Annotated in this window: 19 protein-coding genes and 1 riboswitch; of the genes, 8 read left to right on the top strand and 11 right to left on the bottom strand. The window is 73.5% G+C overall.

All coding sequences use genetic code 11. The features are described from left to right. The first annotated feature begins 133 nt into the window (after positions 1-133). The gene (guaA, locus tag AQJ66_RS13445; RefSeq protein WP_061920560.1) at positions 134-1714 is read left to right on the top strand and encodes a glutamine-hydrolyzing GMP synthase; all 1581 of its coding nucleotides are present in this window, start codon (positions 134-136) and stop codon (positions 1712-1714) included. A 3-nt stretch (positions 1715-1717) separates the two neighbouring features. Here guaA and AQJ66_RS13440 read toward each other — a convergent pair whose 3' ends face one another. Next, positions 1718-2233, bottom strand: a complete 516-nt coding sequence (locus AQJ66_RS13440) for a pyridoxamine 5'-phosphate oxidase family protein (RefSeq protein ID WP_061920559.1) — start codon at positions 2231-2233, stop codon at positions 1718-1720. 140 nt (positions 2234-2373) lie between these two features. On the opposite strand from AQJ66_RS13440, the gene AQJ66_RS13435 reads away from it, so the two are divergent. Then, positions 2374-3168: a class II aldolase/adducin family protein gene (locus AQJ66_RS13435; protein WP_061920558.1), complete on the top strand. Its 795-nt coding sequence runs from the start codon at positions 2374-2376 to the stop codon at positions 3166-3168. 6 nt (positions 3169-3174) lie between these two features. On the opposite strand, the gene AQJ66_RS13430 is transcribed toward AQJ66_RS13435, so the two are convergent. Then, complete coding sequence (locus AQJ66_RS13430; RefSeq protein WP_061920556.1) at positions 3175-4062, bottom strand: DUF4429 domain-containing protein; 888 nt, start codon at positions 4060-4062, stop codon at positions 3175-3177. A 269-nt stretch (positions 4063-4331) separates the two neighbouring features. Here AQJ66_RS13430 and AQJ66_RS13425 point away from each other — a divergent pair, with 269 nt between their 5' ends. Next, a complete protein-coding gene (locus AQJ66_RS13425; RefSeq protein WP_061920554.1) occupies positions 4332-4862 on the top strand; it encodes a DoxX family membrane protein in 531 nt (176 codons plus the stop codon). 46 nt (positions 4863-4908) lie between these two features. On the opposite strand, the gene AQJ66_RS13420 is transcribed toward AQJ66_RS13425, so the two are convergent. Both AQJ66_RS13420 and AQJ66_RS13415 read right to left on the bottom strand, forming a co-directional pair. Beyond that, entirely contained in the window at positions 4909-5136 is a 228-nt protein-coding gene (locus tag AQJ66_RS13420) for a hypothetical protein (RefSeq protein ID WP_061920552.1), read from the bottom strand. Beyond that, positions 5123-6556: a PspC domain-containing protein gene (locus AQJ66_RS13415; RefSeq protein ID WP_061920550.1), complete on the bottom strand. Its 1434-nt coding sequence runs from the start codon at positions 6554-6556 to the stop codon at positions 5123-5125. Before AQJ66_RS13415 ends, AQJ66_RS13420 begins: the two co-directional genes overlap by 14 nt. A 220-nt stretch (positions 6557-6776) precedes the next feature. Here AQJ66_RS13415 and AQJ66_RS13410 point away from each other — a divergent pair, with 220 nt between their 5' ends. Both AQJ66_RS13410 and AQJ66_RS13405 read left to right on the top strand, forming a co-directional pair. Next, positions 6777-8066 carry an ATP-binding protein gene (locus AQJ66_RS13410; RefSeq protein WP_061920896.1) on the top strand — a complete coding sequence of 430 codons (1290 nt, stop codon included), beginning with the start codon at positions 6777-6779 and terminating at the stop codon, positions 8064-8066. Then, positions 8063-8794: a LuxR C-terminal-related transcriptional regulator gene (locus tag AQJ66_RS13405; protein WP_061920548.1), complete on the top strand. Its 732-nt coding sequence runs from the start codon at positions 8063-8065 to the stop codon at positions 8792-8794. The genes AQJ66_RS13410 and AQJ66_RS13405 overlap by 4 nt, the downstream gene beginning before the upstream one ends. 7 nt (positions 8795-8801) lie before the next feature. On the opposite strand, the gene AQJ66_RS13400 is transcribed toward AQJ66_RS13405, so the two are convergent. Continuing rightward, positions 8802-9866 (bottom strand): C40 family peptidase, encoded by a 1065-nt coding sequence (locus AQJ66_RS13400; RefSeq protein ID WP_061920894.1) that lies wholly within the window; start codon positions 9864-9866, stop codon positions 8802-8804. A 430-nt stretch (positions 9867-10296) separates the two neighbouring features. Between AQJ66_RS13400 and AQJ66_RS13395 the strand changes: the two genes are divergently transcribed. Then, positions 10297-10650 carry a hypothetical protein gene (locus AQJ66_RS13395; RefSeq protein WP_061920546.1) on the top strand — a complete coding sequence of 118 codons (354 nt, stop codon included), beginning with the start codon at positions 10297-10299 and terminating at the stop codon, positions 10648-10650. Positions 10651-10677: 27 nt separating this feature from the next. On the opposite strand, the gene AQJ66_RS13390 is transcribed toward AQJ66_RS13395, so the two are convergent. Continuing rightward, a complete protein-coding gene (locus tag AQJ66_RS13390) occupies positions 10678-11646 on the bottom strand; it encodes a tellurite resistance/C4-dicarboxylate transporter family protein (RefSeq protein ID WP_061920545.1) in 969 nt (322 codons plus the stop codon). 79 nt (positions 11647-11725) lie between these two features. Next, positions 11726-12856, bottom strand: coding sequence for an NlpC/P60 family protein (locus AQJ66_RS13385; protein WP_061920543.1), 1131 nt, complete (start codon positions 12854-12856; stop codon positions 11726-11728). An 8-nt stretch (positions 12857-12864) separates the two neighbouring features. Continuing rightward, positions 12865-13034: riboswitch (cyclic di-AMP (ydaO/yuaA leader) on the bottom strand. A gap of 261 nt (positions 13035-13295) precedes the next feature. On the opposite strand from AQJ66_RS13385, the gene pcrA reads away from it, so the two are divergent. Then, entirely contained in the window at positions 13296-15779 is a 2484-nt protein-coding gene (gene pcrA, locus AQJ66_RS13380) for a DNA helicase PcrA (RefSeq protein ID WP_061920541.1), read from the top strand. 55 nt (positions 15780-15834) lie between these two features. Here pcrA and AQJ66_RS13375 read toward each other — a convergent pair whose 3' ends face one another. Next, entirely contained in the window at positions 15835-17292 is a 1458-nt protein-coding gene (locus tag AQJ66_RS13375) for a M23 family metallopeptidase (protein ID WP_061920539.1), read from the bottom strand. 241 nt (positions 17293-17533) lie between these two features. After that, positions 17534-18385 (bottom strand): esterase/lipase family protein, encoded by an 852-nt coding sequence (locus AQJ66_RS13370; protein WP_061920536.1) that lies wholly within the window; start codon positions 18383-18385, stop codon positions 17534-17536. A 222-nt stretch (positions 18386-18607) separates the two neighbouring features. On the opposite strand from AQJ66_RS13370, the gene icmB reads away from it, so the two are divergent. Beyond that, positions 18608-19024 (top strand): coenzyme B12-dependent isobutyryl CoA mutase small subunit, encoded by a 417-nt coding sequence (gene icmB / locus AQJ66_RS13365; protein ID WP_061920535.1) that lies wholly within the window; start codon positions 18608-18610, stop codon positions 19022-19024. Between the two features lie 92 nt (positions 19025-19116). Here the strand turns inward: icmB and AQJ66_RS13360 are convergent, their stop codons facing one another. Then, positions 19117-20745, bottom strand: a complete 1629-nt coding sequence (locus AQJ66_RS13360; protein WP_061920534.1) for a DUF5691 domain-containing protein — start codon at positions 20743-20745, stop codon at positions 19117-19119. Between the two features lie 106 nt (positions 20746-20851). Then, a complete protein-coding gene (locus tag AQJ66_RS13355; protein ID WP_061920533.1) occupies positions 20852-22222 on the bottom strand; it encodes an SWIM zinc finger family protein in 1371 nt (456 codons plus the stop codon). Between the last annotated feature and the right edge of the window lie 60 nt (positions 22223-22282).

The raw sequence follows: 22282 nt of genomic DNA, 5'->3' as shown, positions 1-22282 counted from the left end.
AAAGACGAAGGTCGAGTGCTGAAGCATGGGGCCCAGTATGCCACGGCCCCTTCCCGGGCACGGCGAGGCCTCCGGCGCCCACCCGGCTAGAATCGGTAGGCACAAGCCCCCGCCCCACCGCCGGAAGGCACCCGTGTCATCAGCGACCCAGTCTGCCGCCGCCCCCGACACCGTCCTGGTCGTCGACTTCGGCGCGCAGTACGCCCAGCTCATCGCCCGTCGTGTCCGCGAGGCGCGGGTCTACAGCGAGATCGTGCCGAGCACCATGCCGGTCCCTGAGATGCTCGCCAAGAACCCCGCGGCGATCATCCTCTCCGGAGGCCCCTCGTCGGTGTACGAGGAGGGCGCTCCCCGACTCGGCCGCGAGATCTTCGAGGCCGGCGTCCCCGTCTTCGGCATGTGCTACGGCTTCCAGCTGATGGCACAGGTCCTCGGCGGCACCGTCGACAACACCGGCGCCCGCGAGTACGGCCGTACCGACCTGCACGTCTCCCGCGCGTCGTCCACCCTCTTCGAGGGCACCCCGGCCGAGCAGCACGTGTGGATGTCGCACGGCGACGCCTGCTCCGCGGCCCCCGAGGGCTTCACGGTGACGGCCTCCACGGACGTCGTCCCGGTCGCCGCCTTCGAGAACGACGACAAGAAGCTGTACGGCGTCCAGTACCACCCCGAGGTCATGCACTCCACGCACGGCCAGCAAGTGCTCGAGCACTTCCTGTACCGGGGCGCGGGCCTGAAGCCGACCTGGACCACGGGCAACGTGATCGAGGAGCAGGTCGAGGCCATCCGCGAGCAGGTCGGTGACAAGCGCGCGATCTGCGGCCTGTCCGGCGGCGTGGACTCCGCCGTCGCCGCCGCCCTCGTCGCCCGCGCCATCGGCGACCAGCTGACCTGCGTGTACGTCGACCACGGCCTGATGCGCAAGGGCGAGACCGAGCAGGTCGAGAAGGACTTCGTGGCCGCGACCGGCGTCAAGCTGGTCGTCGTGGACGCCGAGGAGCGCTTCCTGAACGCGCTCAAGGGCGTCTCCGACCCGGAGGAGAAGCGCAAGATCATCGGCCGTGAGTTCATCCGCGTCTTCGAGCAGGCGCAGGCCGAGATCATCGCCGACGAGGGCCCGGCCGTGGAGTTCCTGGTCCAGGGCACGCTGTACCCGGACGTGGTCGAGTCCGGCGGCGGCACCGGCACCGCGAACATCAAGTCGCACCACAACGTCGGCGGCCTGCCCGAGGACCTGGAGTTCCGGCTGATCGAGCCGCTGCGCAAGCTGTTCAAGGACGAGGTCCGGATGGTCGGCCAGGAGCTGGGCCTGCCCGAGGAGATCGTCCAGCGCCAGCCGTTCCCCGGCCCCGGCCTCGGCATCCGCATCGTCGGCGAGGTCACCAAGGAGCGTCTGGACCTGCTGCGCGACGCCGACGCCATCGCCCGCGAGGAACTGACCGCGGCCGGTCTCGACCGGGACATCTGGCAGTGCCCGGTGGTCCTGCTCGCGGACGTCCGCTCGGTCGGCGTCCAGGGCGACGGCCGCACCTACGGCCACCCGATCGTCCTGCGCCCGGTCTCCTCCGAGGACGCCATGACCGCCGACTGGTCCCGGCTGCCGTACGACGTCCTCGCCCGCATCTCGACCCGGATCACCAACGAGGTCCGGGACGTCAACCGGGTCGTCCTCGACGTGACCTCGAAGCCGCCGGGCACCATCGAGTGGGAGTGACCGCTACCTGCGCCTGATCGTGCGCAGGGGCTCACCGGGCTGCCAGACCTGGACGACCAGGTACGCGTCGTCCTCGACCCAGGTCCGCACGACCTCGGTCAGCTCGGTACGGAAGAGGTGGAACGGCTCCGGCGGTTTCACCTCTTCCGTGTACCAGGCCTTGGTCGCCGCGCCGCCGTCCCGCTCGCCGTCCGCCCCGGTGCCCGTCTCTCCGCCCTCGCTCCCGACCTCGTACGCCCGTCCGCTGATCCGCACGTCCCCGCCGCCCATGTCCGTCCCCTCGCCGGGGTTCGCCTGGAGCGCGAAGCGCGGGTCGCGGCGCAGGTCGAGGGCTTTCAGCGAGCCCCCCATCATGCCGAGCCACAGCTCGCCCGCGCGGAAGTCGGCCTCGAGTCCGGACGTGCGCGGCGAGCCGTCCTTGCGGAGGGTGGCGAGGACGTGGTGGCGGAAGGCGCGGAAGCGCTGCTCGACGGTCGCGGCGAGCCCGGGTTCGATGGCGCTGAAGGATGCCCAGTTCATGCGGGCGAGTCTGCCGGGGAAACCCGACAACCTCTGTCGCCTATTCGCCGCGTGCGTCATCTTTACTCAACAGCCCTGCCCTTTTGCGCTGACCGGCGGTAACTTCCGGCCCGTACCGCCATCCCCCCGCAGGAGGACCTATGCACGGGCCCAACCCGCCCCTGCCGCTGCCCACCGACCGGTTGCAGTTCGCCATGCCGCCGATGCACGAGTCGGTCGAGGACGAACGCCGGCACCGCAAGGAGCGGCTCGCGGGTGCCCTGCGCATCTTCGGGCGCAACGGCTTCGAGGACGGGGTCTCCGGACACATCACCGCTCGCGACCCGGAGTTCAGCGACTGCTTCTGGGTCAACCCCTTCGGGATGCCGTTCAAGCACGTCACCGTCAGCGACCTGGTCCTCGCCAACCAGGACGGGCAGGTGGTCGAGGGCCGCTACCACGTCAACCAGGCGGCGTTCACCGTGCACGCCCAGGTGCACGCCGCCCGCCCCGACGTCGTCGCCGTCGCCCACTGCCACTCCGTGCACGGCCGCGCCGTCGCCGCGCTCGGCGACCTCATCGACCCCATCACCCAGGAGAGCTGCGCCTTCTACGAGGACCTGGCGCTCTACGACACCTACACCGGCGTCACCGTCGACGCCGGCGAGGGCCGCCGCATCGCCGCGGCCCTCGGCTCCCGCAAGGCGCTCGTGCTGCGCAACCACGGACTGCTGACCGTCGGGGACTCGGTCGACGCGGCCGCCTGGTGGTTCCTGTCCCTGGAGCGCTCCTGCCAGGTGCAGCTGATGGCCAAGGCGGCCGGCCGGCCGGTCCTCATCGACCACAAGCAGGCCGTGGCCACCCGCGAACAGCTCGGCGGCGACCTGGTGGCCTGGATCAACTACCAGCCCCTGTGGCAGGACATCACCCGCGGCGAACCCGACCTGCTGAGCTGAAGCCGGTCAGAACCGGCCCAGGACGGCCGCCTTCGTCCTCGCGAACTCCTCCTCCGTGAGCACCCCGTCCCGGTGCAGATCGCCCAGCTCCCGCAGCCGCCGCAGGAGGACGTCGTGCCGGCCGTCCCCGCACTCGTCCCGCGCCGGGCCGGGGACCGCGGGCGCTCCGCCGGCGCGGGTCGAGGGATGCGGCAGCCGGGCGGTGACCGCCGCCGCGACCAGCGCGGTCAGCAGGTCGCGGCGGACGCTGCCCCACAGGTCCAGGGCGTGCGGGTCCCGCTCGGGCGGCAGCCCGGAGAACCCGGAGAACACCGCCTCCCGGGTCACGAACCGCAGGAAGCCTTCCCCGTGGCCCGAGTTGGGCAGCCACTCGACCCCGGCCAGGTCGCCGAGGGCGATGATCCGCGGGCCGGCCGCGCGCTTGGCCCGGCCGGAGGTGTCGGCCCAGTCGATGCGCACCCGGGTGCCGTCGAAGGAGACGGTGCCGTCGGAGGACCGCACCGACACCGGCACCGGCGGACCCGGCAGCAGATAGGCCGTCGTGGGCTCCCGCGGCACCCGGTCGAGCAGCAGCGCCCGCCGGATCTCCTCGGCGACGTACTCGGCCGTCCCGCCGCGGTCCGCGTCCACCTCCAGCCGGTAGGGGTCGGCCGCGGCCGGCAGTCGGCCGCCCGTGGCCTGCAGCAGCGGATCGGCGCCCTCGCGCAGCCGCAGCCCGAGCCGGCCCCGCCCGCGCCCGGCTTCGCAGACCACACCGCGGACCGCCTCCAGCGGAACCGCGATCTCCCCGTACGCCTGCCGGAACAGCGCCACGCGGCGGTGCAGTCCCGGGGTGATCCGGATCGTGCCGCCGTCGAACGCCCAGGCACCGTCCCGCTGGATGATCTCGGCCATGCCGCGATTCTCCCAGCCGCGGCCGGGTCGACACGGTCGCCGGGTGCACCCGCCGAGGCGTGGCTCGGGCGGCTGCGGCCGCGGCTGCGCACGGCGTGCACCGTGCGGGCCGCGGTGGCCGTGCCCGGCAGCGGTCCGCGAACCGTGCCGACAAGCGGCCCATGGGGAATCGGGGAAAAACGCCCGGAAGAGGATTGAACCCGTCGCGTCCGTCATACGTATGGTCACGTGAGGGGTCTGGCACGGTGGGCGAGAGGCGGCTGGCAGCGATGACTCACGGTATTCGGACGGACACACACACCTCCCACCTGAACGGTGCCCGCGACTGGCGGGACTCCGCCGCTCGTTACGCGCTCCTTCCGCTCCGGATCTTCCTCGGCGTCACCTTCGCCTACGCCGGCCTCAACAAACTCACCGACAGCGCCTTCCTGAAGTCCGGCGGCGCGGGCTCCATCGGCGACACGATGCGCGCGGCCCGCGACTCCGCCGCCTTCCCGGGTCTGATCGACATGGCGCTGAAGAACCCCGTCGGCTTCGGCACCGCCATCGCCCTCGGCGAGCTGGCCGTCGGCATCGGCACCCTGCTCGGCCTGCTCGGCCGCTTGGCCGCCCTCGGCGGCGCCCTGGTCTCGCTCAGCCTGTGGCTCACCGTGAGCTGGGCCACGACCCCGTACTACTACGGCAACGACCTCGCCTACCTGATGGCCTGGCTGCCCCTCGTCCTCGCCGGAGCGCCCTACCTGTCACTCGACGCGGCCCTGCGCGCCCGTCGACGACAGCGGGGGAGCGTGTACCGCTAGAGCGGCTGCCGGCTGCCCGGCTGCCGGAAGCCCGCCGGCCGCGCGGCTATATGTCGGCCCCGCCCCGGCCGCTCTCGGCGCGGTGCCGTCTCCGTATGCCTCGCGCCACGGCCGCGGTGACCCCGGCCAGGCAGAGCCCGGCCGTCACCAGCGGGACGATCACGAACCACGGGGTGTGCCACCGCCCGGTGGCGTCACCGGCGTAGACGGCTCCGGCGGCGGTGAGGAAGAGCCCGGCGACCAGCTTCCCGGGCTGGAACTCATGACGCAGCACGGCGCACCTCCACCTGTCCGGCGCCCACCCGCAGGCCGAGCTCCAGCGTGCCGGCGTCCTTGCCGCCCTTGACCGGCGCCAGCGTGACCTCCTTGTGCCTGCCCGGTTTCACGTCCACGTCCTTCCTGTCGTCACCGGGCAACCGGATGTCGCCCACCCCCACGTCGATGCTCAGCCGGACCGTCGCGTCCGCCGGCACGATCACCTTCAGCTGTCCCGCGCCCACCTCCGCGTCGGTGGACACCGACTGTCCCCTGCCGGGGTGCACCCGTCTCAGGTCCAGGGTGCCGACGCCGGTGCCGACCGTGTAGGCGGACCGCACGTCCGCCGTCGCGGCCGGCTTCCAGGAGGTCTCCTTCCAGTGGGTCGTGATGTCCCTGGGCATGGCCGAGGCGCCCGCGAGCAGCGCGGCCGTGACGATCGCCACGAACACCGACCCGGCCCCCGTCCGCCCCAGGAAGGCGCTGAGCGCGATGCCCAGGCCGAGGACCAGGAGCGCACAGGCCAGGCCCGTCTGCAGGCTGGTGCCCAGGGGCTGGGTGTTCCAGGTCAGCCCGGAGCCCAGGCCGCCCGCCAGCAGCGCGAGCAGGAACACCCAGCCGCCGATCCAGCGGGGGCCGCGCGGGCGCGGGGCCGCCGGGCGCGACGGGGGTATGGAGCCGTCGTGGATCCAGGGCATGGCCAGGCCGACGTCGAGGGCCGGGCCGAGGTCCCGGTGGCCGGTGTCGCCCGGGCCCCACAGATAGCCGGTGCCGCCGACATGCGTGCCGTCCTTGACGATCGGGTCCCGCCACCAGGACGGGTAGGCGATGCCGACCGGTGGCGCCTGGGCCTCCGGTGGAGCGTCGGCGGCGGCCTGCGCGGCGAGCGGGTCGGGGTCGGGGGCGCCGCGCCGCCGCGACCAGTACCCGGATCCGCCCAGCAGCAGGGAGAGCACCACGGCGAAGGTCAGCACCCCGCCGTTGCGCACCATGCTCAGCAGGATCCCGCAGCCGACCAGCGCGAACAGGACCGCGGCCAGGGCCTGGCCGTCGACCCGCCCGGTCAGCAGCTTGCGGACCTCGTTCTCCTCTTCCCCCTCGTACGGCACGAGCAGCCAGGCGAAGCCGTAGAAGATCAGCCCGATGCCGCCGGTCGCGGCCAGCACCGCCAGCGTGATCCGGAAGATCACCGGGTCCATGTCGGTCTGCCGCCCGAGTCCGGCGCACACCCCGCCGATCATCTTGTGCCGGCGGTCGCGCCGGAAGCGGAGGGGCGCCTCGGCGCCGCCCTGCTCGTCGTCCGCGACCGCTGTGCCCGCACCGGCCGCTCCCGGCCGGCCCGTCCCGGCGGACGCGGCATCCGCCGGTCCGGTGCCCGGGGCCGGGTCCGGGCCGGGGCCGGGTCCCGGACCCGTCGCGGCGTGCTCGTGATCCGTCATGCGTCCATGGTGACGGCCCGCCAGGCCGGGCGGGAGCGGGGATGACCCTGGGCCGACCCTGAGATCGGCCCTGACGCGGGACGGGGAGGTGTTCGAACGCCGGCCGCCCGGCCGGTTCCGGCCGGTTCCAGCCGATTCCGGCCGGCCGGCGGGAAGATCAGGGGAGTCTAGGGGGCCGACCCTGATGCCCGGCCCCGGCGGCCGTGTGACCATCGATGCCATGCCGGAAGCCGCAGCACTGCCCCTCGACGACCCGCGGCCGCCGCGCAAGCTCTACCGCAGCAGCGACGGCCGCTGGCTCGGCGGGGTGGCGCGGGGCCTCGCCGGGCACCTCGGGCTGCCCGTGATCTGGGTCCGGCTCGCCTTCGTCGGCCTGTTCATGGCCAACGGACTCGGCGCGCTGCTGTACGCGGCCTTCTGGTTCTTCGTCCCGCTCGGCGTCGGCGGCGTCGGGGACCACAAGCCGTCGCTGGTGGGCACCGAGGCATCTGCGGACGGCCGCCGCAGACTGGTGGCCCGCAAGCCGGACAAGGGGCAGATCGTCGCCCTGCTCCTCATGGTCGTCGTGTCCATGGTCTTCGTGGGCAGTGTCAACCTGACCAGCGCGGCCAAGGCCTACCTGCTGCCCGCCGTCCTGGTCGCGGCCGGTGTCGCCCTGGTCTGGCGCCAGGCGGACAACGCCCGCCGGGCCCGCTGGGTCGAGGTCGGCAGCCGCCGGCGCACCCTCACCCTGCTCCGGGCGGGCGTCGGCGTCCTGCTGGTCACGGCCGGTGTCTCCGCCATCTTCGTCCTGCAGGGCTCGGCCGCCCACCTCGGAGCGGTGCTCCAGGCTGCCCTCGCCGTCCTCGTCGGCATCACGCTGCTGGCCGGTCCCTACCTGGTCCGCATGACCCAGGACCTGTCCGAGGAACGGCTGATGCGCATCCGCGCCCAGGAGCGCGCCGAGGTCGCCGCGCACGTCCACGACTCCGTGCTGCACACCCTCACCCTGATCCAGCGCAACGCCGACAACGCGGGCGAGGTGCGCCGCCTGGCCCGCGCCCAGGAGCGCGACCTGCGCACGTGGCTGTACAAGCCCGAGGGAACGGGCAAGGACGAGGAGGACGAGCCGGACACGGTCGCCGAGGCGGTGCGGCGCAACGCCGCCGAGGTGGAGGACAAGCACGGCGTGCCCATCGAGGTGGTCGTGGTCGGCGACTGCCCGCTCGACGAGCGGACGAGCGCGCAGATGCAGGCCGCGCGCGAGGCGATGGTCAACGCCGCCAAGTACGGTGGCGAGGGCGGTGCCGTACAGGTCTACGCCGAAGTCGAGGGGAGGGCGGTCTTCGTGTCCGTGCGCGACCGCGGTCCCGGTTTCGACCTCGACTCGATACCCGCCGACCGCATGGGTGTCAGAGAATCGATCATCGGCCGCATGGAGCGCAACGGCGGTACGGCCCGGCTGCGGGCGGTGCCCGGCGGCGGCACGGAGGTCGAGCTGGAGATGGAGAGGGCGGAGAGGACGTCATGAGCGACGCGACCGAGGCGAACGGCACGGCGGGAGCGGCGGAGGCGGCCGGGTCCGGCCCCACCGGACAGCGGCACGTGCGCGTGGTGCTGGTGGACGACCACCGGATGTTCCGCACCGGCGTCCAGGCCGAGATCGGGCAGACCGCCGAGACCGGCGTCGAGGTGGTCGGCGAGGCGGCCGACGTCGACCAGGCGGTCACGGTCATCACCGCGACCCGGCCCGAGGTGGTCCTCCTCGACGTGCACCTCCCCGGTGGCGGCGGGGTCGAAGTGCTGCGCCGCTGCTCGGCGTTGATGGCCGACCCCGAGCGGCCGGTCCGCTTCCTCGCCCTGTCGGTCTCGGACGCGGCGGAGGACGTGATCGGCGTGATCCGCGGCGGCGCCCGCGGCTACGTCACCAAGACCATCACCGGCACCGACCTCGTCGACTCGATCTTCCGTGTCCAGGAGGGCGACGCCGTCTTCTCCCCGCGCCTGGCCGGCTTCGTCCTCGACGCCTTCGCCTCCACCGACGCCCCGCCGGTCGACGAGGACCTGGACCGCCTCACCCAGCGCGAACGCGAGGTACTGCGCCTGATCGCCCGCGGCTACGCCTACAAGGAGATCGCCAAGCAGCTCTTCATCTCGGTGAAGACGGTCGAGTCCCACGTCTCGGCGGTCCTGCGCAAACTCCAGCTGTCCAACCGGCACGAACTGACCCGCTGGGCGACGGCCCGCCGGCTGGTCTGAGACACGTTCACGCCACCCGGGCCGCCCCCGCGAACGGCATCTCGTCGACGGGGGCCAGGCGGACCGGGGCCGAGGGGTTCGGGGCGTGGATCATCCGGCCGTTGCCGACGTAGATGCCCACGTGGCTGATGCCGGAGTAGAAGAACACCAGGTCACCGGGCTGAAGTTGAGAGCGGGAGACGCGTCGGCCCGCGTTGATCTGCTGGTAGGTGGTGCGCGGCAGGGAGATCCCGGCGGACCGGTAGGCGGCCTGTGCCAGGCCCGAGCAGTCGAAGGCGTCCGGGCCGCTCGCGCCCCACACGTACGGGCTGCCGAGCTTCCGGTAGGCGTAGGCGACGGCGGCGGCGGCGCGGGCGTCGGGGGCGGCGACGGAGCCGGCCTGTGCCGAGGCCGTCCCGGTGTCCGCCCCGGGTCCCGAGGCGTCTCCCGGCGCGCTGACGTCGCCGGTGACCTGCGCCCGCTCCCGGGGGGAGAGCCGCTCCAGCAGGTCGCGCGCCTGCGCGAGCTTGCCGGTGATGGTCCGCTTCTGCCGCTTCAGCTCCGCCTGCCGTGACCGCAGCGAGGCCAGCTCGACGCGGGCCGCGCCGCGCAACTGCTCGATCTCCCGCAGCTGCCCGCGCACCCGCGCCACCGCCCCTTCCCGCCGCTCACCGGCCCGCTCGGCGAACGCGGCGCCGTCCAGGTAGCGCTCCGGGTCGCTGGACAGCGCGAGCTGCCAGGAGGGGTCGATGCCCCCGGCGCGGTACTGCGCCGCCGCGAACGTGCCCAGCGCCTCCCGGGCCGTGTTGAGCCGCTGCTGCCGGCGGGCGGCCTCGTCGCGCAGCGCGTTCAGCCGCCGCTGGGCCGCGTCCGCCTTCTCCCTGGTCCCGTCGTACGTCTCGGTCGTGGCCTCCGCCTCCTGGTACAGCTTGTCCACCTCGGCCTTCACCTGCGCCGGTGTCAGCCGCGGCTCGGCGTTGCCGGTGCCGTCGAAGGCGGTGGCGGTGGCCGCGCCCGCCAGGACGAGGGTCGCGGCCGTACGGGCCGTGCTGCCGCCCAGTGAGCGCTGTCGGGGCCTGCGGTGCGCTGCCACCTCGACCGTCACGTCCTTCCCTTGGGACCGCCGCGACCGCGTGAGCGGTCGGAGCGTCCGGCGGCGGTCCGCACAGGGGGGACGGGCCACCGCCGGACCTTTCTCGGCGGTGGTGGCCGGCGGCCGCCCCTGGCCCGGGCGGCGATGGGGAGCCGGTCACCTGGGGGAGGACGGTAGGCCCCCGTGTGACGGTCTGGTAACGCGGTGTGCGGAACTGGCGCCGACGGGTCGAATGTGGCCGATGGTGACCGCATCACCCGGCGTGAGTCGCCACCTTCACGCTGCGTGATGACCGAAGTGCGCAATGCGTGACACCGGGGAGCCATGGGGTGCTATGAGGCGCATATATGCGATCCAACACGGGCCGGTGCCGGGTCGGAGCCGGGGGCGGTGACGGGCGCCTAGGGAGGGCCCCATAGGCTCCGGGCCCATGGACGTACTCATCCATCTCTTCGTCGGCCTGCACATCATCGGCATCGCCGCGCTGCTCGGCGGTTTCCTGACCCAGATGAAGGCGATGGGCCAGGGCACGGCCCGCTTCGTCCCCGGGATGCTGCACGGGGCGTTCACCATGCTCGTCACCGGGGTGGCCCTGGTCGGCCTCAACGAGGCGGACGGCCACCACGTCAACAACATCAAGATCGGCGTGAAACTGGCCGTGCTGATCGTGATCCTCGGCCTGGTCTACGTGAAGCGCGACGAGGAGCGGGTGGACAAGCCCCTCTTCGGGCTGGTCGGCCTGCTGACCATGGTGAACATCTTCATCGCCGTGCTGTGGACGTGACGTCCGGACGCCGCGCGCACGGGGCGCTCAGCGCGCCTCGGCTGCCCCGGCGCGCGCCGTGAGGACCGCGCCCGCCGCGACCACCAGCCACGCCGCCACCGCGACCCACACCAGCGCCCGCCCCGGCGGGTTCAGCCACCCGATGCCCAGGGCCGCGGCGACCGACAGCGTCGACACCGCCGACATCCCCATCGGGAACACCGTCGACCACCGGCACTCGTCGTAGCGCAGCCGAGGCCGCAGGGCCTCGGCCGCCACCAGGACGGCGTACCCGGTCAGGTCGAGCACGAGCAGCACGACCGTGACGTTGCGCAGCACGTACCGGTCGTCGTCGTTCCACAGGTACATCCGCGCGCTGTTCGCGGCGAGCAGCTTCGCCCCGCACAGCGCCGAGTTGGCGAGCGCACCGCCCAGGATCCAGTGGTCCCCGGCACCCTCGAGCAGCTGACGGGGGTCGAAGTGGGCGAGGGCGAGGCCGTACAGGATCAGGCCCAGCCAGAACAGCACCATCGCCGCGCGCGCGAGCCACACCGTCGATCCGGCCGCCGCCAGGGTGGCCGCCAGCACCGCGAGTTCCTGTGTGGCCACGCAGGCCAGGAACACCGTTCCCGGCATGCGCGGCCCCCAGTGCCGCAGCACGAGGAACAGCAGGACCACCCAGAGCACCGCCGCCAGGGCCAGCAGCGCCTCGGCCAGGGCCCGCGGACCGAGCGCCGAGAAACGAGTGCCGAGCACCGCGGTGGCGGCCACCGCGGTGAGTCCGCCGGGACTGCGCGCCTCGGCCGCCCACCGCCGCGGCTTCGCCAGCAGCCGTACGGCGAAGTCGGCGGCCAGCGCGAGCCACAGCACGCAGGCGACTGCCAGGAACACCCGGGACAGCGTCTCGGCGCCCGTCTGGTGGAGGCCGACGGACACGATGCCGGTCGCCATCACGGCGGCTCCGGCCGCCGGCGGACGCTGCGCCCACCACGTGAGCAGGCCTGAGATGCCGGGCATGCGCCCGATGCTAGGGACCGGCGCGGCCCTCGCCCGGAGGCCACGCGCGCGTGGGGCTCGAAAAGACGAGACTCAGGACTCAGGCCGGCCGCACCACGCGGTGGATCACCGAATCGCCCCAGTGGTGGACGGACTCCTCGCACACGTAGGCGCCCGGCCGCGGGGCGTGGATCATCATGCCGTCGCCCGTGCACAGGCCCACATGGCGGGCGTCCTCGTGGAAGAAGACCAGGTCGCCCGCGCGCGCGTCGGCGAGGGGGACGGGGGTGCCCACGGCGGCCTGGGCGGAGGAGGTGCGCGGCAGGGTGACACCGGCGGCCTTCCAGGCGGCCCACGTGAGTCCGGCGCAGTCGTAGGAGCCGGGCCCGCTGGCGCCGCTGACGTACGGCTTGCCGATCTGGGCGCGGGCGAAGGCGACGGCCTGCTCGGCCCTGGTGGCGTTCGAACCCGCCGGGAGCCGGACCCGGTGCCGCCCCCGCCCGGCCACCGGGGGTGCCGCCGACGGGGCCACCGGTCCCGGCACCGCTTGCGCCACGGGGTGTGCCGTCTCCTGGGTTGCCGTTGCGAAGGCCGCCGGGGACATCGCCGGAGCAGTGGTCGCCCGGGACAGCAGCTCCCGCGCGGCGGCGAGCTTGCGCTGCACGGCGGCCTTGGCGGTCTTCACGTCGTACTGCGCGGCGGCCGGCGTCTCCGGGGTCCCGGGGGCGCTCGCCTGCCCGGCAGCGCCCCTCCCGCGCTCGGCCGTGCCCTTCCCCCGCTCCGCCGCGTCCTTCACGCGCGAGGCGAGCCGGTTCATCACCCGGTTCTGGGCGAAGTGGTCCTCCGGGTACTCCGCGAGGAGCGAGGCGGCCGGGTCCGGGGCGGCGGTGAACGGAGCCAGCCCCTCCAGGGCCTTGGCGCGCCTGCCGGGGCGCCGGGCGTCCTCCTGGCGCGGGACCTCCACGCGCGCCTGCTGCCGGATCACCGGGCGCGTGGCCGGCGCGCGCGTGGCCGACGCGTCCTCCGCGGCGGCCGAGTCGGCCCGGCGGTAGAGCTCGTCGATCTTCTTCTCGATCTCCTCCATGCTCGGCCTGCCGTCACGCGCGGGAACGGCGGCCTCGGCCGTCTGGGACAGGACGGCCACGGAGGTGAAGGCGGCGGTGGCGAGGGCCGGGGTCCGCAGACCCGGTCCGAGGGCTGCGCCGGGGCGCGGCTTGCGGTGCGACGCCAAGGGAGGCGACTCCTTCCAATGTGCCGCCTACCGGGTTAGCTGTCGGGTTCGGGCGGGTGGTTCGGAAGGGTTGCCCTACGGCGTCGTCCCGGGCGGGAGTCGGCCGATTCACCCCAGGATTCGGTGGGTCCCCGGCTCCGGACGCCCTGCGGCGTGCCGGACTCGGCGGAGGCCGCGCGGCCCGGCGGGTTCGCCGGAGGGGGGTCGTGCGGCCTGACGGAAACCTAGCCAACTGGTGTGACTTCTGTGAAGGTTGGAGCGGCATATGTCCGATACGTTTTCGTGACCGAAGACATTTTTCACACCGCCGTGAACGCACGCCTCCGCAGCGTGAGCGGGGTGCGGCACCTGCCGGGCGCTGATCGACTCCTCCGTGGAACCGGCCGGGTTTCCGGGTCGCCGACCGGTTGTCGGTGCGGCGCCCTAGACTCGGAGAGCGATGAGCAGCCTCTTTGACGACAGCTTCCTGGCGGACCTCCGCCCCCCGCGCGGGCACGACGAGGAACCCCCGCCACCGCCCGAGGACGAGCACGCTCCGGAGTCGCTTCCGGACGACCTGTTCGGCGGGAAGTTCGACGCGCCGCCGGACCGGGACACCCACTACCGCGACGGCGCCCCGCGCCCCGCGATCGACGCGGCGGCACTCCTGGAGGGGCTGAACGAGAACCAGCGCGCCGCGGTCGTCCACGCCGGCTCCCCCCTGCTCATCGTCGCCGGCGCCGGCTCCGGCAAGACCCGGGTGCTCACCCACCGCATCGCCCACCTGCTCGGCGAGCGGCACGTGCACCCGGGCCAGATCCTCGCGATCACCTTCACCAACAAGGCCGCGGGCGAGATGAAGGAGCGCGTCGAGCAGCTCGTCGGCCCGCGCGCGAACGCGATGTGGGTGATGACCTTCCACAGCGCGTGCGTGCGCATCCTGCGCCGGGAGTCGAAGAAGCTCGGCTTCACGTCGTCGTTCTCGATCTACGACGCCGCCGACAGCAAGCGGCTGATGGCTCTGGTCTGCCGGGACCTGGACCTGGACCCCAAGCGGTTCCCGCCCAAGTCCTTCAGCGCCAAGATCAGTAATCTGAAGAACGAGCTGATCGACGAGGAGGACTTCGCCGCCCAGGCCACCGACGGCTTCGAGAAGACCCTCGCCCAGGCCTACGCGCTCTACCAGTCGCGGCTGCGCGAGGCCAACGCGCTCGACTTCGACGACCTGATCATGACGACGGTCAACCTGCTGCGCGCCTTCCCGGACGTCGCCGAGCACTACCGCCGCCGCTTCCGGCACGTCCTGGTGGACGAGTACCAGGACACCAACCACGCCCAATACGCGCTCGTACGGGAACTCGTCGGGACCGGTGCCCACGACGAGGACGTGCCCCCGGGCGAGTACGACCTGCCGCCCGCCGAGCTGTGCGTCGTGGGTGACGCGGACCAGTCGATCTACGCCTTCCGGGGCGCGACCATCCGCAACATCCTCCAGTTCGAGGAGGACTACCCGAACGCCACGACGATCCTGCTGGAGCAGAACTACCGCTCCACGCAGACCATCCTCTCCGCGGCCAACGCGGTCATCGAGCGCAACGAGTCCCGCCGCCCGAAGAACCTGTGGACCAACGCCGGCCAGGGCGCCCGGATCACCGGCTACGTGGCGGACACCGAGCACGACGAGGCCCAGTTCGTCGCCGACGAGATAGACCGCCTGACGGACGCGGGCGAGGCGCGCGCCGGTGACGTCGCCGTCTTCTACCGCACCAACGCCCAGTCCCGTGTCTTCGAAGAGGTCTTCATCCGCGTCGGCCTGCCCTACAAGGTCGTCGGCGGCGTCCGCTTCTACGAGCGCAAGGAGGTCCGGGACGTCCTGGCCTACCTGCGCGTGCTGGCCAACCCCGAGGACGCGGTGCCGCTGCGCCGCATTCTCAACGTGCCCAAGCGGGGCATCGGCGACCGCGCCGAGGCGATGATCGACGCCCTCGCCCAGCGCGAGAAGATCAGCTTCCCGCAGGCGCTCAAGCGCGTCGAGGAGGCCTACGGCATGGCCGCGCGGTCCACCAACGCGGTCAAGCGGTTCAACACGCTGATGGAGGACCTCCGTACGATCGTCGAGTCCGGCGCCGGACCGGCGACGGTGCTGGAGGCGGTGCTCGAACGCACCGGATACCTCGCGGAGTTGCAGGCCTCCACCGACCCGCAGGACGAGACCCGTATCGAGAACCTGCAGGAACTCGCGGCCGTGGCGCTGGAGTTCGAGCAGGAGTCGGGTGAGGGCGAACAGTCCGCCGGGCTCGCCGACTTCCTGGAGCGCGTCGCCCTGGTCGCCGACTCCGACCAGATCCCGGACGAGGAGGACGGCGACGGCGTCATCACCCTGATGACCCTGCACACCGCCAAGGGCCTGGAGTTCCCGGTCGTCTTCCTGACCGGCATGGAGGACGGGGTCTTCCCGCACATGCGCGCCCTCGGCCAGACCAAGGAGCTGGAGGAGGAGCGGCGCCTGGCGTACGTGGGCATCACACGCGCGCGGGAGCGGCTGTACCTCACGCGGTCGGCGATGCGCAGCGCCTGGGGCCAGCCGTCGTACAACCCGCCCTCCCGCTTCCTGGAGGAGATCCCGCCCACCCACGTGGAGTGGAAGCGGACGGGTGCGACGGCGCCGGTGTCCTCCGGTCCCGCGGCCGGCATCGCGGCCTCGCTGTCCTCGTCCCGCTCCCGTTCCTCGGCGTCCGGCGCGTCCGGCTTCGCCACGCGGCGCACCGCGGAGAAGCCGGTGGTCGCCCTGGCCGTCGGAGACCGCGTCACGCACGACCAGTTCGGCCTGGGCACGGTGGTCGCCGTCAAGGGCACGGGGGGCAACGCGGAGGCGACGATCGACTTCGGCGACACCAAGCCGAAGCGGCTGCTGCTGCGGTACGCGCCGGTGGAGAAGCTGTAACCCACTGCGAGAAGGAGCCCCACCCGGCAGGGTGGGGCTCCTCCTCGTCGAGGACTCAGGTCGGGTCGAGCCCGTGGCTGCGCAGCCACGGCAGCGGGTCTATGGCGGCGCCGCCCGCCGGCCGCACCTCGAAGTGCAGGTGCGGGCCCGTGGAGTTGCCGGAGTTGCCGGAGTAGGCGACGGGCTGGCCGGCCTTGACGGTCGTACCGGCGGAGACGCGGTAGCTGGAGAGGTGGCAGTACCAGGTCTCCGTGCCGTCCTTCGCCGTCACGATCAGCATGTTGCCGTAGGCGCTGTTCCACTTCGTGGAGACGACGCCGTCGGTGGCGGCCATCACCGTGGTGCCGTAGGAGACGGGGAAGTCGATGCCCGTGTGCACGGACATCCAGTTCACCCCGGCCTGGCCGAAGTAGGCGCTGAGTCCGTGCTGCGTGACCGGCAGGGCGAACTTCGGGCGCAGCCGCTCCTTGAGGGCGGCCTCCGCGGCCGCCTTCTTCTGCTGCAGCTCCTGCTGGTTCTTGAGGTCGATGCGCTCCTGCGTACGGCTCGCCCGGTCGGCGAAGTCGTCGGCGCCCGCGGCGAGCGTCCTGAGCTGGGTGTCCAGCTTGCTGTTGGCGACGGACGGCTTCACGGACTGGGCGTCCGAGGCGGAGGCGGTGGTGCTGCCGTCGTCGGTGAACGTGCCGACGGAGGCGACGGCGATCCCGGCGACCCCCATCACGCAGGCCGAGGGCACGGCGACGGTCAGCAGCGCGGAGCGCTTGGGGGGCGTACGGCGCCGGGAACGCGCCCCGCTGCGGGAACCCGCACGGGTCGCCGGAGCCGGGGCGGCCTCCTCCTGGTCGTCGAGCAGGGGCGCGACGGCGGGCAGTTCGCCCGTGTCGCCCGACTCCTCGTCCACGTCGGGGATCTCACCGGGCTCGTCGTAGGAGGCGTCCTCGAACGGCACCTGCTCGAACGTGGCCGTGGCCTGCTGGTCGAACGGTTCGGCGACCTGCTGGTGCGGCACGGACGGGCCGTCGGAGTTCCACTGCGTGGCGTCGTACGCGCCCGTGTCGAAGCTCTGGGTGCCCCAGTCCCACTGCTGGGTGGGGTCGGCGGCGGCGTACGGGTCGGACTGGGTCCAGGCGTTCGTGTCCCACTGGCCGCCGGCGTCGTTGCCCCTGGTCTGCGGGGGTACCGTCCAGGCGGTGGTGTCGTACGCGCCCGTGTCGTAGGCGTGGTGCTGGGCCGCGTACGGGTCGTGGGTGAGGACCTGGCCGGTGCCGGTCTGCCACTGCGTGGCGTCGTACCCGCCGGTGTGCTGCCCGTCGCCCGGAAGGCTGCCGAAGAGCGGGTCGGCCGCGAAGGAGCCCGTGGTGCCGGCCGCGAAACCGGTGGCGTCGTAGCCGCCGTACGTGGTGAGGTCGTCGCAGGGGGCTTCCTGCGCTCCGTACGCCGCGTAGGGCGCGGTGGAGGCGTCGGAAGCCGGGGCCGGGGTGGTCATGGTCCCCGACGGGTGACGGTCGTTCACCAACTTCTCTTTCGCCTCGACAACAGGGGCTGCCAGAGCAGTGCGGCGACTGTACCCGGCGGTACGCGGGCGCGACAATCTTCGGCTGGTTTCACGTGGGCCGGAAACGGGCAACCGGCCGTGTTTCGGGGGACGGCGGACGCGAGTTTGGCCTTGTGTTCGAGAAACGTTCGATGTTTTTCCACGGTGACAGCGCAGCGAAACCGCTCCGGAACCGCCGTGGAACCCCTGTGGAAGGCGCTCAGGCCACCGTCAGACCGCCCTCGACCCGGTCCTCGACGGGGGCGGACTCCAGGACCTCGCGTATCCCGGCCGCCACGGTGGGATGCACCGGCAGCGCGAGATGACCGATGCCGGTCACCCGGACGTTGCGCGTCTCCAGGTCCGGATGGTCCACGCAGGCCGTCTCCAGCGGGTCCATCATGGAGTCCAGGTCGCTCCAGAAGCTGACGAACCGGGTGCGGCAGCCGGGCGCGGGGCCGGCCAGCTCCTCGATCACCTCCGAGCCGGGCCGCATCTGCCGCACGATCGGATGGGCGCTGGCCAGCGGTATGGCCTTGGTCCCGGAGTGCGGTGTGCCCAGCGTGACGAGCGTGCGCACCCGCAGGTCGCCGCCCAGGCACTGGACGTAGTACCGCGCGATCAGGCCGCCGAGGCTGTGCCCCACGATGTCGACCTGGCCGCTGCCCGTGCGCTCGCAGACCTCCTCGACGTGGCGGCCCAGCAGTTCGGCGGCCGTCCGGATGTCGCAGGTGAGCGGTGAGTAGTTCAGGGACACGATGCGCTGCCTGCCGTCCCGGGCGAGGCTGCGGCGCAGCAGCACGAACACCGATCGGTTGTCGATGAAACCGTGCAGGAGCACGACCGGCGGGCCGGTCCTGCCCGGCAGCGGTGTGGCGCCCTCCTGGGCGGGGATCACGGGCGCGCGGCGCTCCTGGATGAGGCCGGTCGGGTACAGCAGCAGGTGCCCGGCCAGGATGGCCGCCTCCAGCGCGGTCGCCTTGACCAGCGCGACCGACAGGCCGGCCAGCCTCTCCGGCCACAGGCGCCGGTAGAACGGGAGGAAGAGTGGCAGTACACCGGTGACCTTCATGGCCGACCTCCTGTCGGCACGCGGGCGACGGCGTCGTCCCCCGTGTGCCCTCATGTCCCACCGTGTGATTTCCCCCTCGCTCCACACCGTAAAACCGCCGGTTGCGGGATGCTGGAGATAACGTTCGTTCACTTCGCGACGGTGGCGGGACGCGCCAAAAGTGCGGTACTTGTCGTGAGAGGCGGAAGCGAACGCTTCCGTGGTCGCTTGATGGAGGCAGTGATGGGTGTGGCAGCCGGTCCGATCCGCGTGGTGGTCGCCAAGCCGGGGCTCGACGGCCACGATCGCGGGGCCAAGGTCATCGCGCGGGCGCTGCGCGACGCCGGCATGGAGGTCATCTACACCGGCCTCCACCAGACGCCGGAGCAGATCGTGGACACGGCCATCCAGGAGGACGCCGACGCGATCGGCCTGTCCATCCTCTCGGGCGCCCACAACACCCTCTTCGCCGCCGTCATCGACCTCCTCAAGGAGCGCGACGCAGAGGACATCCTCGTCTTCGGCGGCGGCATCATCCCCGAGGAGGACATTCCGCCGCTGAAGGAGAAGGGCGTCGCGGAGATCTTCACCCCGGGCGCGACCACCGCGTCGATCGTGGAGTGGGTGCGGCAGAACGTGCGCCAGCCCGCCGGGGCCTAGGGCCTCCCGCTCGGATCCTGCCGGGCTGGTCCAGACGGAAGGCCCTGGCCCGGCCGCGGCGACGGCGGTGCGCGGCCGTGCCGCGGCCGGCGTCAGGGCGTGTCCGGCTCCAGTTCGGCGGCCATCGCCGCGCGCAGCCGCAAGGTGCCGACCAGCCGCTGGAACGCCTCCGCCCAGTAGCCGCCGGACCCGGGGGCCGCGTCCTCCCGCTCGTCGGGTATCGCCAGCAGACCGTCCAGGTACGCGGCCTGAGCCGGGTCCAGACAGCGCTCGGCGAGGCCCATCACCCCGCTGAAACTCCAGGGGTAACTGCCCGCGTCCCGCGCGATGTCCAGGGCGTCCACCACCGCCCGGCCGAGCGGCGCCGCCCAGGGGACCGCGCACACCCCGAGCAGCTGGAACGCCTCCGACAGGCCGTGCGCCGCGATGAACCCCGCCACCCAGGCGGCCCGCTCCCCGGGCTCCAGCGCCGCCAGCAGCTTCGCCCGCTCCGCCAGCGACACCGCCCCGGGGCCGCCCGCCTCCGGGGCCGACGGCGCCCCGAGCAGCGCCCGGGACCACTCCGCGTCCCGCTGCCGCACCGCCGCCCGGCTCCAGGCCGCGTGCAGCTCGCCCTGCCAGCCGTCGGCCACCGGCAGCGCCACGATCTCCCGAGGCGTACGTCCGCCGAGCCGGCCCGGCCACATACCGAGCGGTGCCGCCTCGACCAGCTGACCCAGCCACCACGACCGTTCTCCTCTGCCCGCGGGAGGTCTGGCCGCCACACCGTCGCGCTCCATGCTCGGATCGCACTCGAGCGGCGCCTCCACGACGATTCCGGCCGAGTTCCCCGTATGGTCGATCGCCACACATGCCGCCGCCCGCGCCGCCATGCGTCCGGCCAGCGCGGAGCCCGGGAGCGCGGACAGCAGCTCCGCCGCCGTCGCCCGGACGTTGCGGCTGCGGTCGCCCAGGGCCTGCTCGAGGAACGGCTCGTCCTCGGCGCACAGGCCGGTGCGCAGCGAGTCGAGAAACATCAGGCGGTCCTCCGCCCGCTCCTTCCGCCAGGTCTCCTCCAGCAGCTCCCGTGCGCGGCCGGGCGTACGGGCCCGCAGCGCGCCCAGCAGGGCGACCCGCTCGGCGAACAGCCCCTCCTCCCAGACCCGGCGCACCGCCTCGCCGTCCCCGGCGCCGGGCAGGGTCGCGCCGCCGCCCGGAGCCGCGCGCAGCGCGAACCGCCAGTCCGGGTTCAGCCGGGCCAGCCACAGTGCCCGGGGCCCGGCGAACGCCAGCGCCGCCGGGCGCAGGTCCGTGCGGCCCCGGGCGGCGTCCAGCAGGGCCGGCAGCGCCTGCGGGGGCGCCGCGTAGCCGTGGGCGTTGGCCGCCGCCAGCCACTGCGGGAGCAGCTCCGTCAGGTCGGGCGAGCTGCCCCGCCGGCCGCCGCCCCCGCCGGAACGGTCGGCCAGCAGCAGCGCGAGCCTGCGGGCCGCGGCGGCCGGCAGTGCCGGACGCGGATCCCCGGGCGCGGGCTCCGGCCGGGGCGCGGCCCGCCCCGGCAGCAGCCCGGCCCGCCGCCGCACGGTCGCCACGGCGGCGGCGTCCAGCAGCGCCACCGGGGCCTCGCGGCCGGGCGCGGCCTCCGCCGGAGGCCGCCGGTCGGTGCCGAGGAGCGCGGTGGTGACGAGGTCGTCCCAGGAACTCGCGGCAGCCGCGGTGTCCTGGGTGGGGGAGATGCCGCTCATGGCGCTGCCTTCCTCACGTCCGCCCATTCGGGTCGCCCATTCCGGTCCTTCTTCCTCTGGTCGCCCTTCCGCCGGCTTCCCCCGGTCGAGGCGGGGGCCTGCCCGGTCAGCACAGCGTCACCGGAGCGCCCGGACCCTGCGGCCACGCCGTCAGCGGGGTGAAGCCGCGGTGGCCGCACTCGCCGAAGACCGTGACCGGTGCGCCGCCGGACAGCGCGGCCAGCCGCCACAGGCCCGGACGGGAACGGGCGGCCGGGGTCAGCGGCAGCGCCGAGTCCGTGTCCGCGTCGGCCAGCTGCCAGCCGCCCCGCTCCCCGTCCGGCGCCGGTACGACGCGGTCCAGCGTGACCGGGACCGAGTCCAGCCAGGGGTCCGCGCACAGCGCCTCGCCGTAACGGGCCGCCGCCTCGGCCGTGGTCACGCCCGGGGGACGCAGCGCGGTCGGCGCGGGCGGGGCGTGCTGCGCGCCCAGCGCCGCCCGGGACTGACCGGCCCCGGGGAACACGGACAGATCGGCCTCCAGCGCCAGCCCGACCGGCAGCGACAGCTCCGGTGCCCGGCCGGCCGCGCCGTAGGACAGCAGCAGCCGGGTGTGGCCCGACCCGGCGCCGTGCAGCCAGATCCGGCGCGTCGTCAGCTTCGAGTCGACCGTGTCGTACTGCGCCAGCACCAGCCACTGGTCGCGCACCGGTGGCCCCTCCGCCGAGGCGGGCAGGCCGAGCCGGGAGCGGACGGTGGCCGCGAGCGCGTCCGGCAGCCGCTCCCGGCGCAGCCAGCCCTGGTCGAGGAGGTGCAGCAGGGCGCACTCCTCCAGCAGCCGGGCCGGCCAGCCCGGCCCGGAGGCCGGTATCGCGCCCAGCTCCCGCGCCCGCGCGGCCAGTCCCGGCGCCTGCGCGTCGACCATGCGGGCGGCCGTCTCCTCCCACAGGCCGTATCCCGTCTGTTCGGCCGCGGCCAGGCCGCCGCGCAGCAGGTCCGCCAGGCGCCGCTCCAGCTCCGTCGCCCCCGCCGTGACCCGCTCGGCCCGGCGCTCCGCCCGCCGCCGCGCCGCCTCCGGATCAGCGGACCCGGACGCCGCCGGACCGCCGCCCTCCTCCTGCCTCTGCTCCACCCGCCTGCGCCGGCCCGCGAGCCACTGCCCGGCCCAGTCCGGCGGCTCGGCCGCCGCCGGCACGGCGCCGCCCGCGCCCTCGCCGTCCGCCCACAGCAGCAGCAGTCCGAGGGCGTGCTTGCACGGGAACTTCCGGCTCGGACAACTGCACTTGTACGCCGGCCCCGCCGCGTCCGCCAGGTCCACCACCGTCTGGTACGGCCGGCTGCCACTGCCCTTGCACAGCCCCCACACCGTCCCCTCTCCGCTGCCCGCCTCCGACCACGGACCGGCCGTGCCCAGCCTGCTGCCCGCCTTGCGTGACGCGGCGTCAGGCGCCAGTGCCAGCACCTGCTCCGCGGTCCAGCGCACCCCCTGCTCAGTCATGCCACCGACGGTAGGTCCCGCCACTGACAATCGGCCCTGGATAGGTGTCTTCGCAGGTCA

The sequence above is a fragment of the Streptomyces bungoensis genome, from assembly GCF_001514215.1.
GTDB classification, from domain to species: domain Bacteria; phylum Actinomycetota; class Actinomycetes; order Streptomycetales; family Streptomycetaceae; genus Streptomyces; species Streptomyces bungoensis.
The sequence above is the reverse complement of the archived record's forward strand: the minus strand, read 5'-3'. Positions and strand labels throughout refer to the sequence as shown.

Coding starts and splice junctions, on each gene's coding strand:
- AQJ66_RS13430 (WP_061920556.1), bottom strand. CDS start 4,062: ATGGCCGAGATCATCCAGCGGGACGGTGCCTGGGCGTTCGACGGCGGC.
- AQJ66_RS13355 (WP_061920533.1), bottom strand. CDS start 22,222: ATGACTGAGCAGGGGGTGCGCTGGACCGCGGAGCAGGTGCTGGCACTG.
- AQJ66_RS13425 (WP_061920554.1), top strand. CDS start 4,332: ATGACTCACGGTATTCGGACGGACACACACACCTCCCACCTGAACGGT.
- AQJ66_RS13435 (WP_061920558.1), top strand. CDS start 2,374: ATGCACGGGCCCAACCCGCCCCTGCCGCTGCCCACCGACCGGTTGCAG.
- AQJ66_RS13370 (WP_061920536.1), bottom strand. CDS start 18,385: ATGAAGGTCACCGGTGTACTGCCACTCTTCCTCCCGTTCTACCGGCGC.
- AQJ66_RS13440 (WP_061920559.1), bottom strand. CDS start 2,233: ATGAACTGGGCATCCTTCAGCGCCATCGAACCCGGGCTCGCCGCGACC.
- AQJ66_RS13415 (WP_061920550.1), bottom strand. CDS start 6,556: ATGACGGATCACGAGCACGCCGCGACGGGTCCGGGACCCGGCCCCGGC.
- AQJ66_RS13390 (WP_061920545.1), bottom strand. CDS start 11,646: ATGCCCGGCATCTCAGGCCTGCTCACGTGGTGGGCGCAGCGTCCGCCG.
- AQJ66_RS13410 (WP_061920896.1), top strand. CDS start 6,777: ATGCCGGAAGCCGCAGCACTGCCCCTCGACGACCCGCGGCCGCCGCGC.
- icmB (WP_061920535.1), top strand. CDS start 18,608: ATGGGTGTGGCAGCCGGTCCGATCCGCGTGGTGGTCGCCAAGCCGGGG.
- AQJ66_RS13405 (WP_061920548.1), top strand. CDS start 8,063: ATGAGCGACGCGACCGAGGCGAACGGCACGGCGGGAGCGGCGGAGGCG.
- pcrA (WP_061920541.1), top strand. CDS start 13,296: ATGAGCAGCCTCTTTGACGACAGCTTCCTGGCGGACCTCCGCCCCCCG.
- AQJ66_RS13360 (WP_061920534.1), bottom strand. CDS start 20,745: ATGAGCGGCATCTCCCCCACCCAGGACACCGCGGCTGCCGCGAGTTCC.
- AQJ66_RS13395 (WP_061920546.1), top strand. CDS start 10,297: ATGGACGTACTCATCCATCTCTTCGTCGGCCTGCACATCATCGGCATC.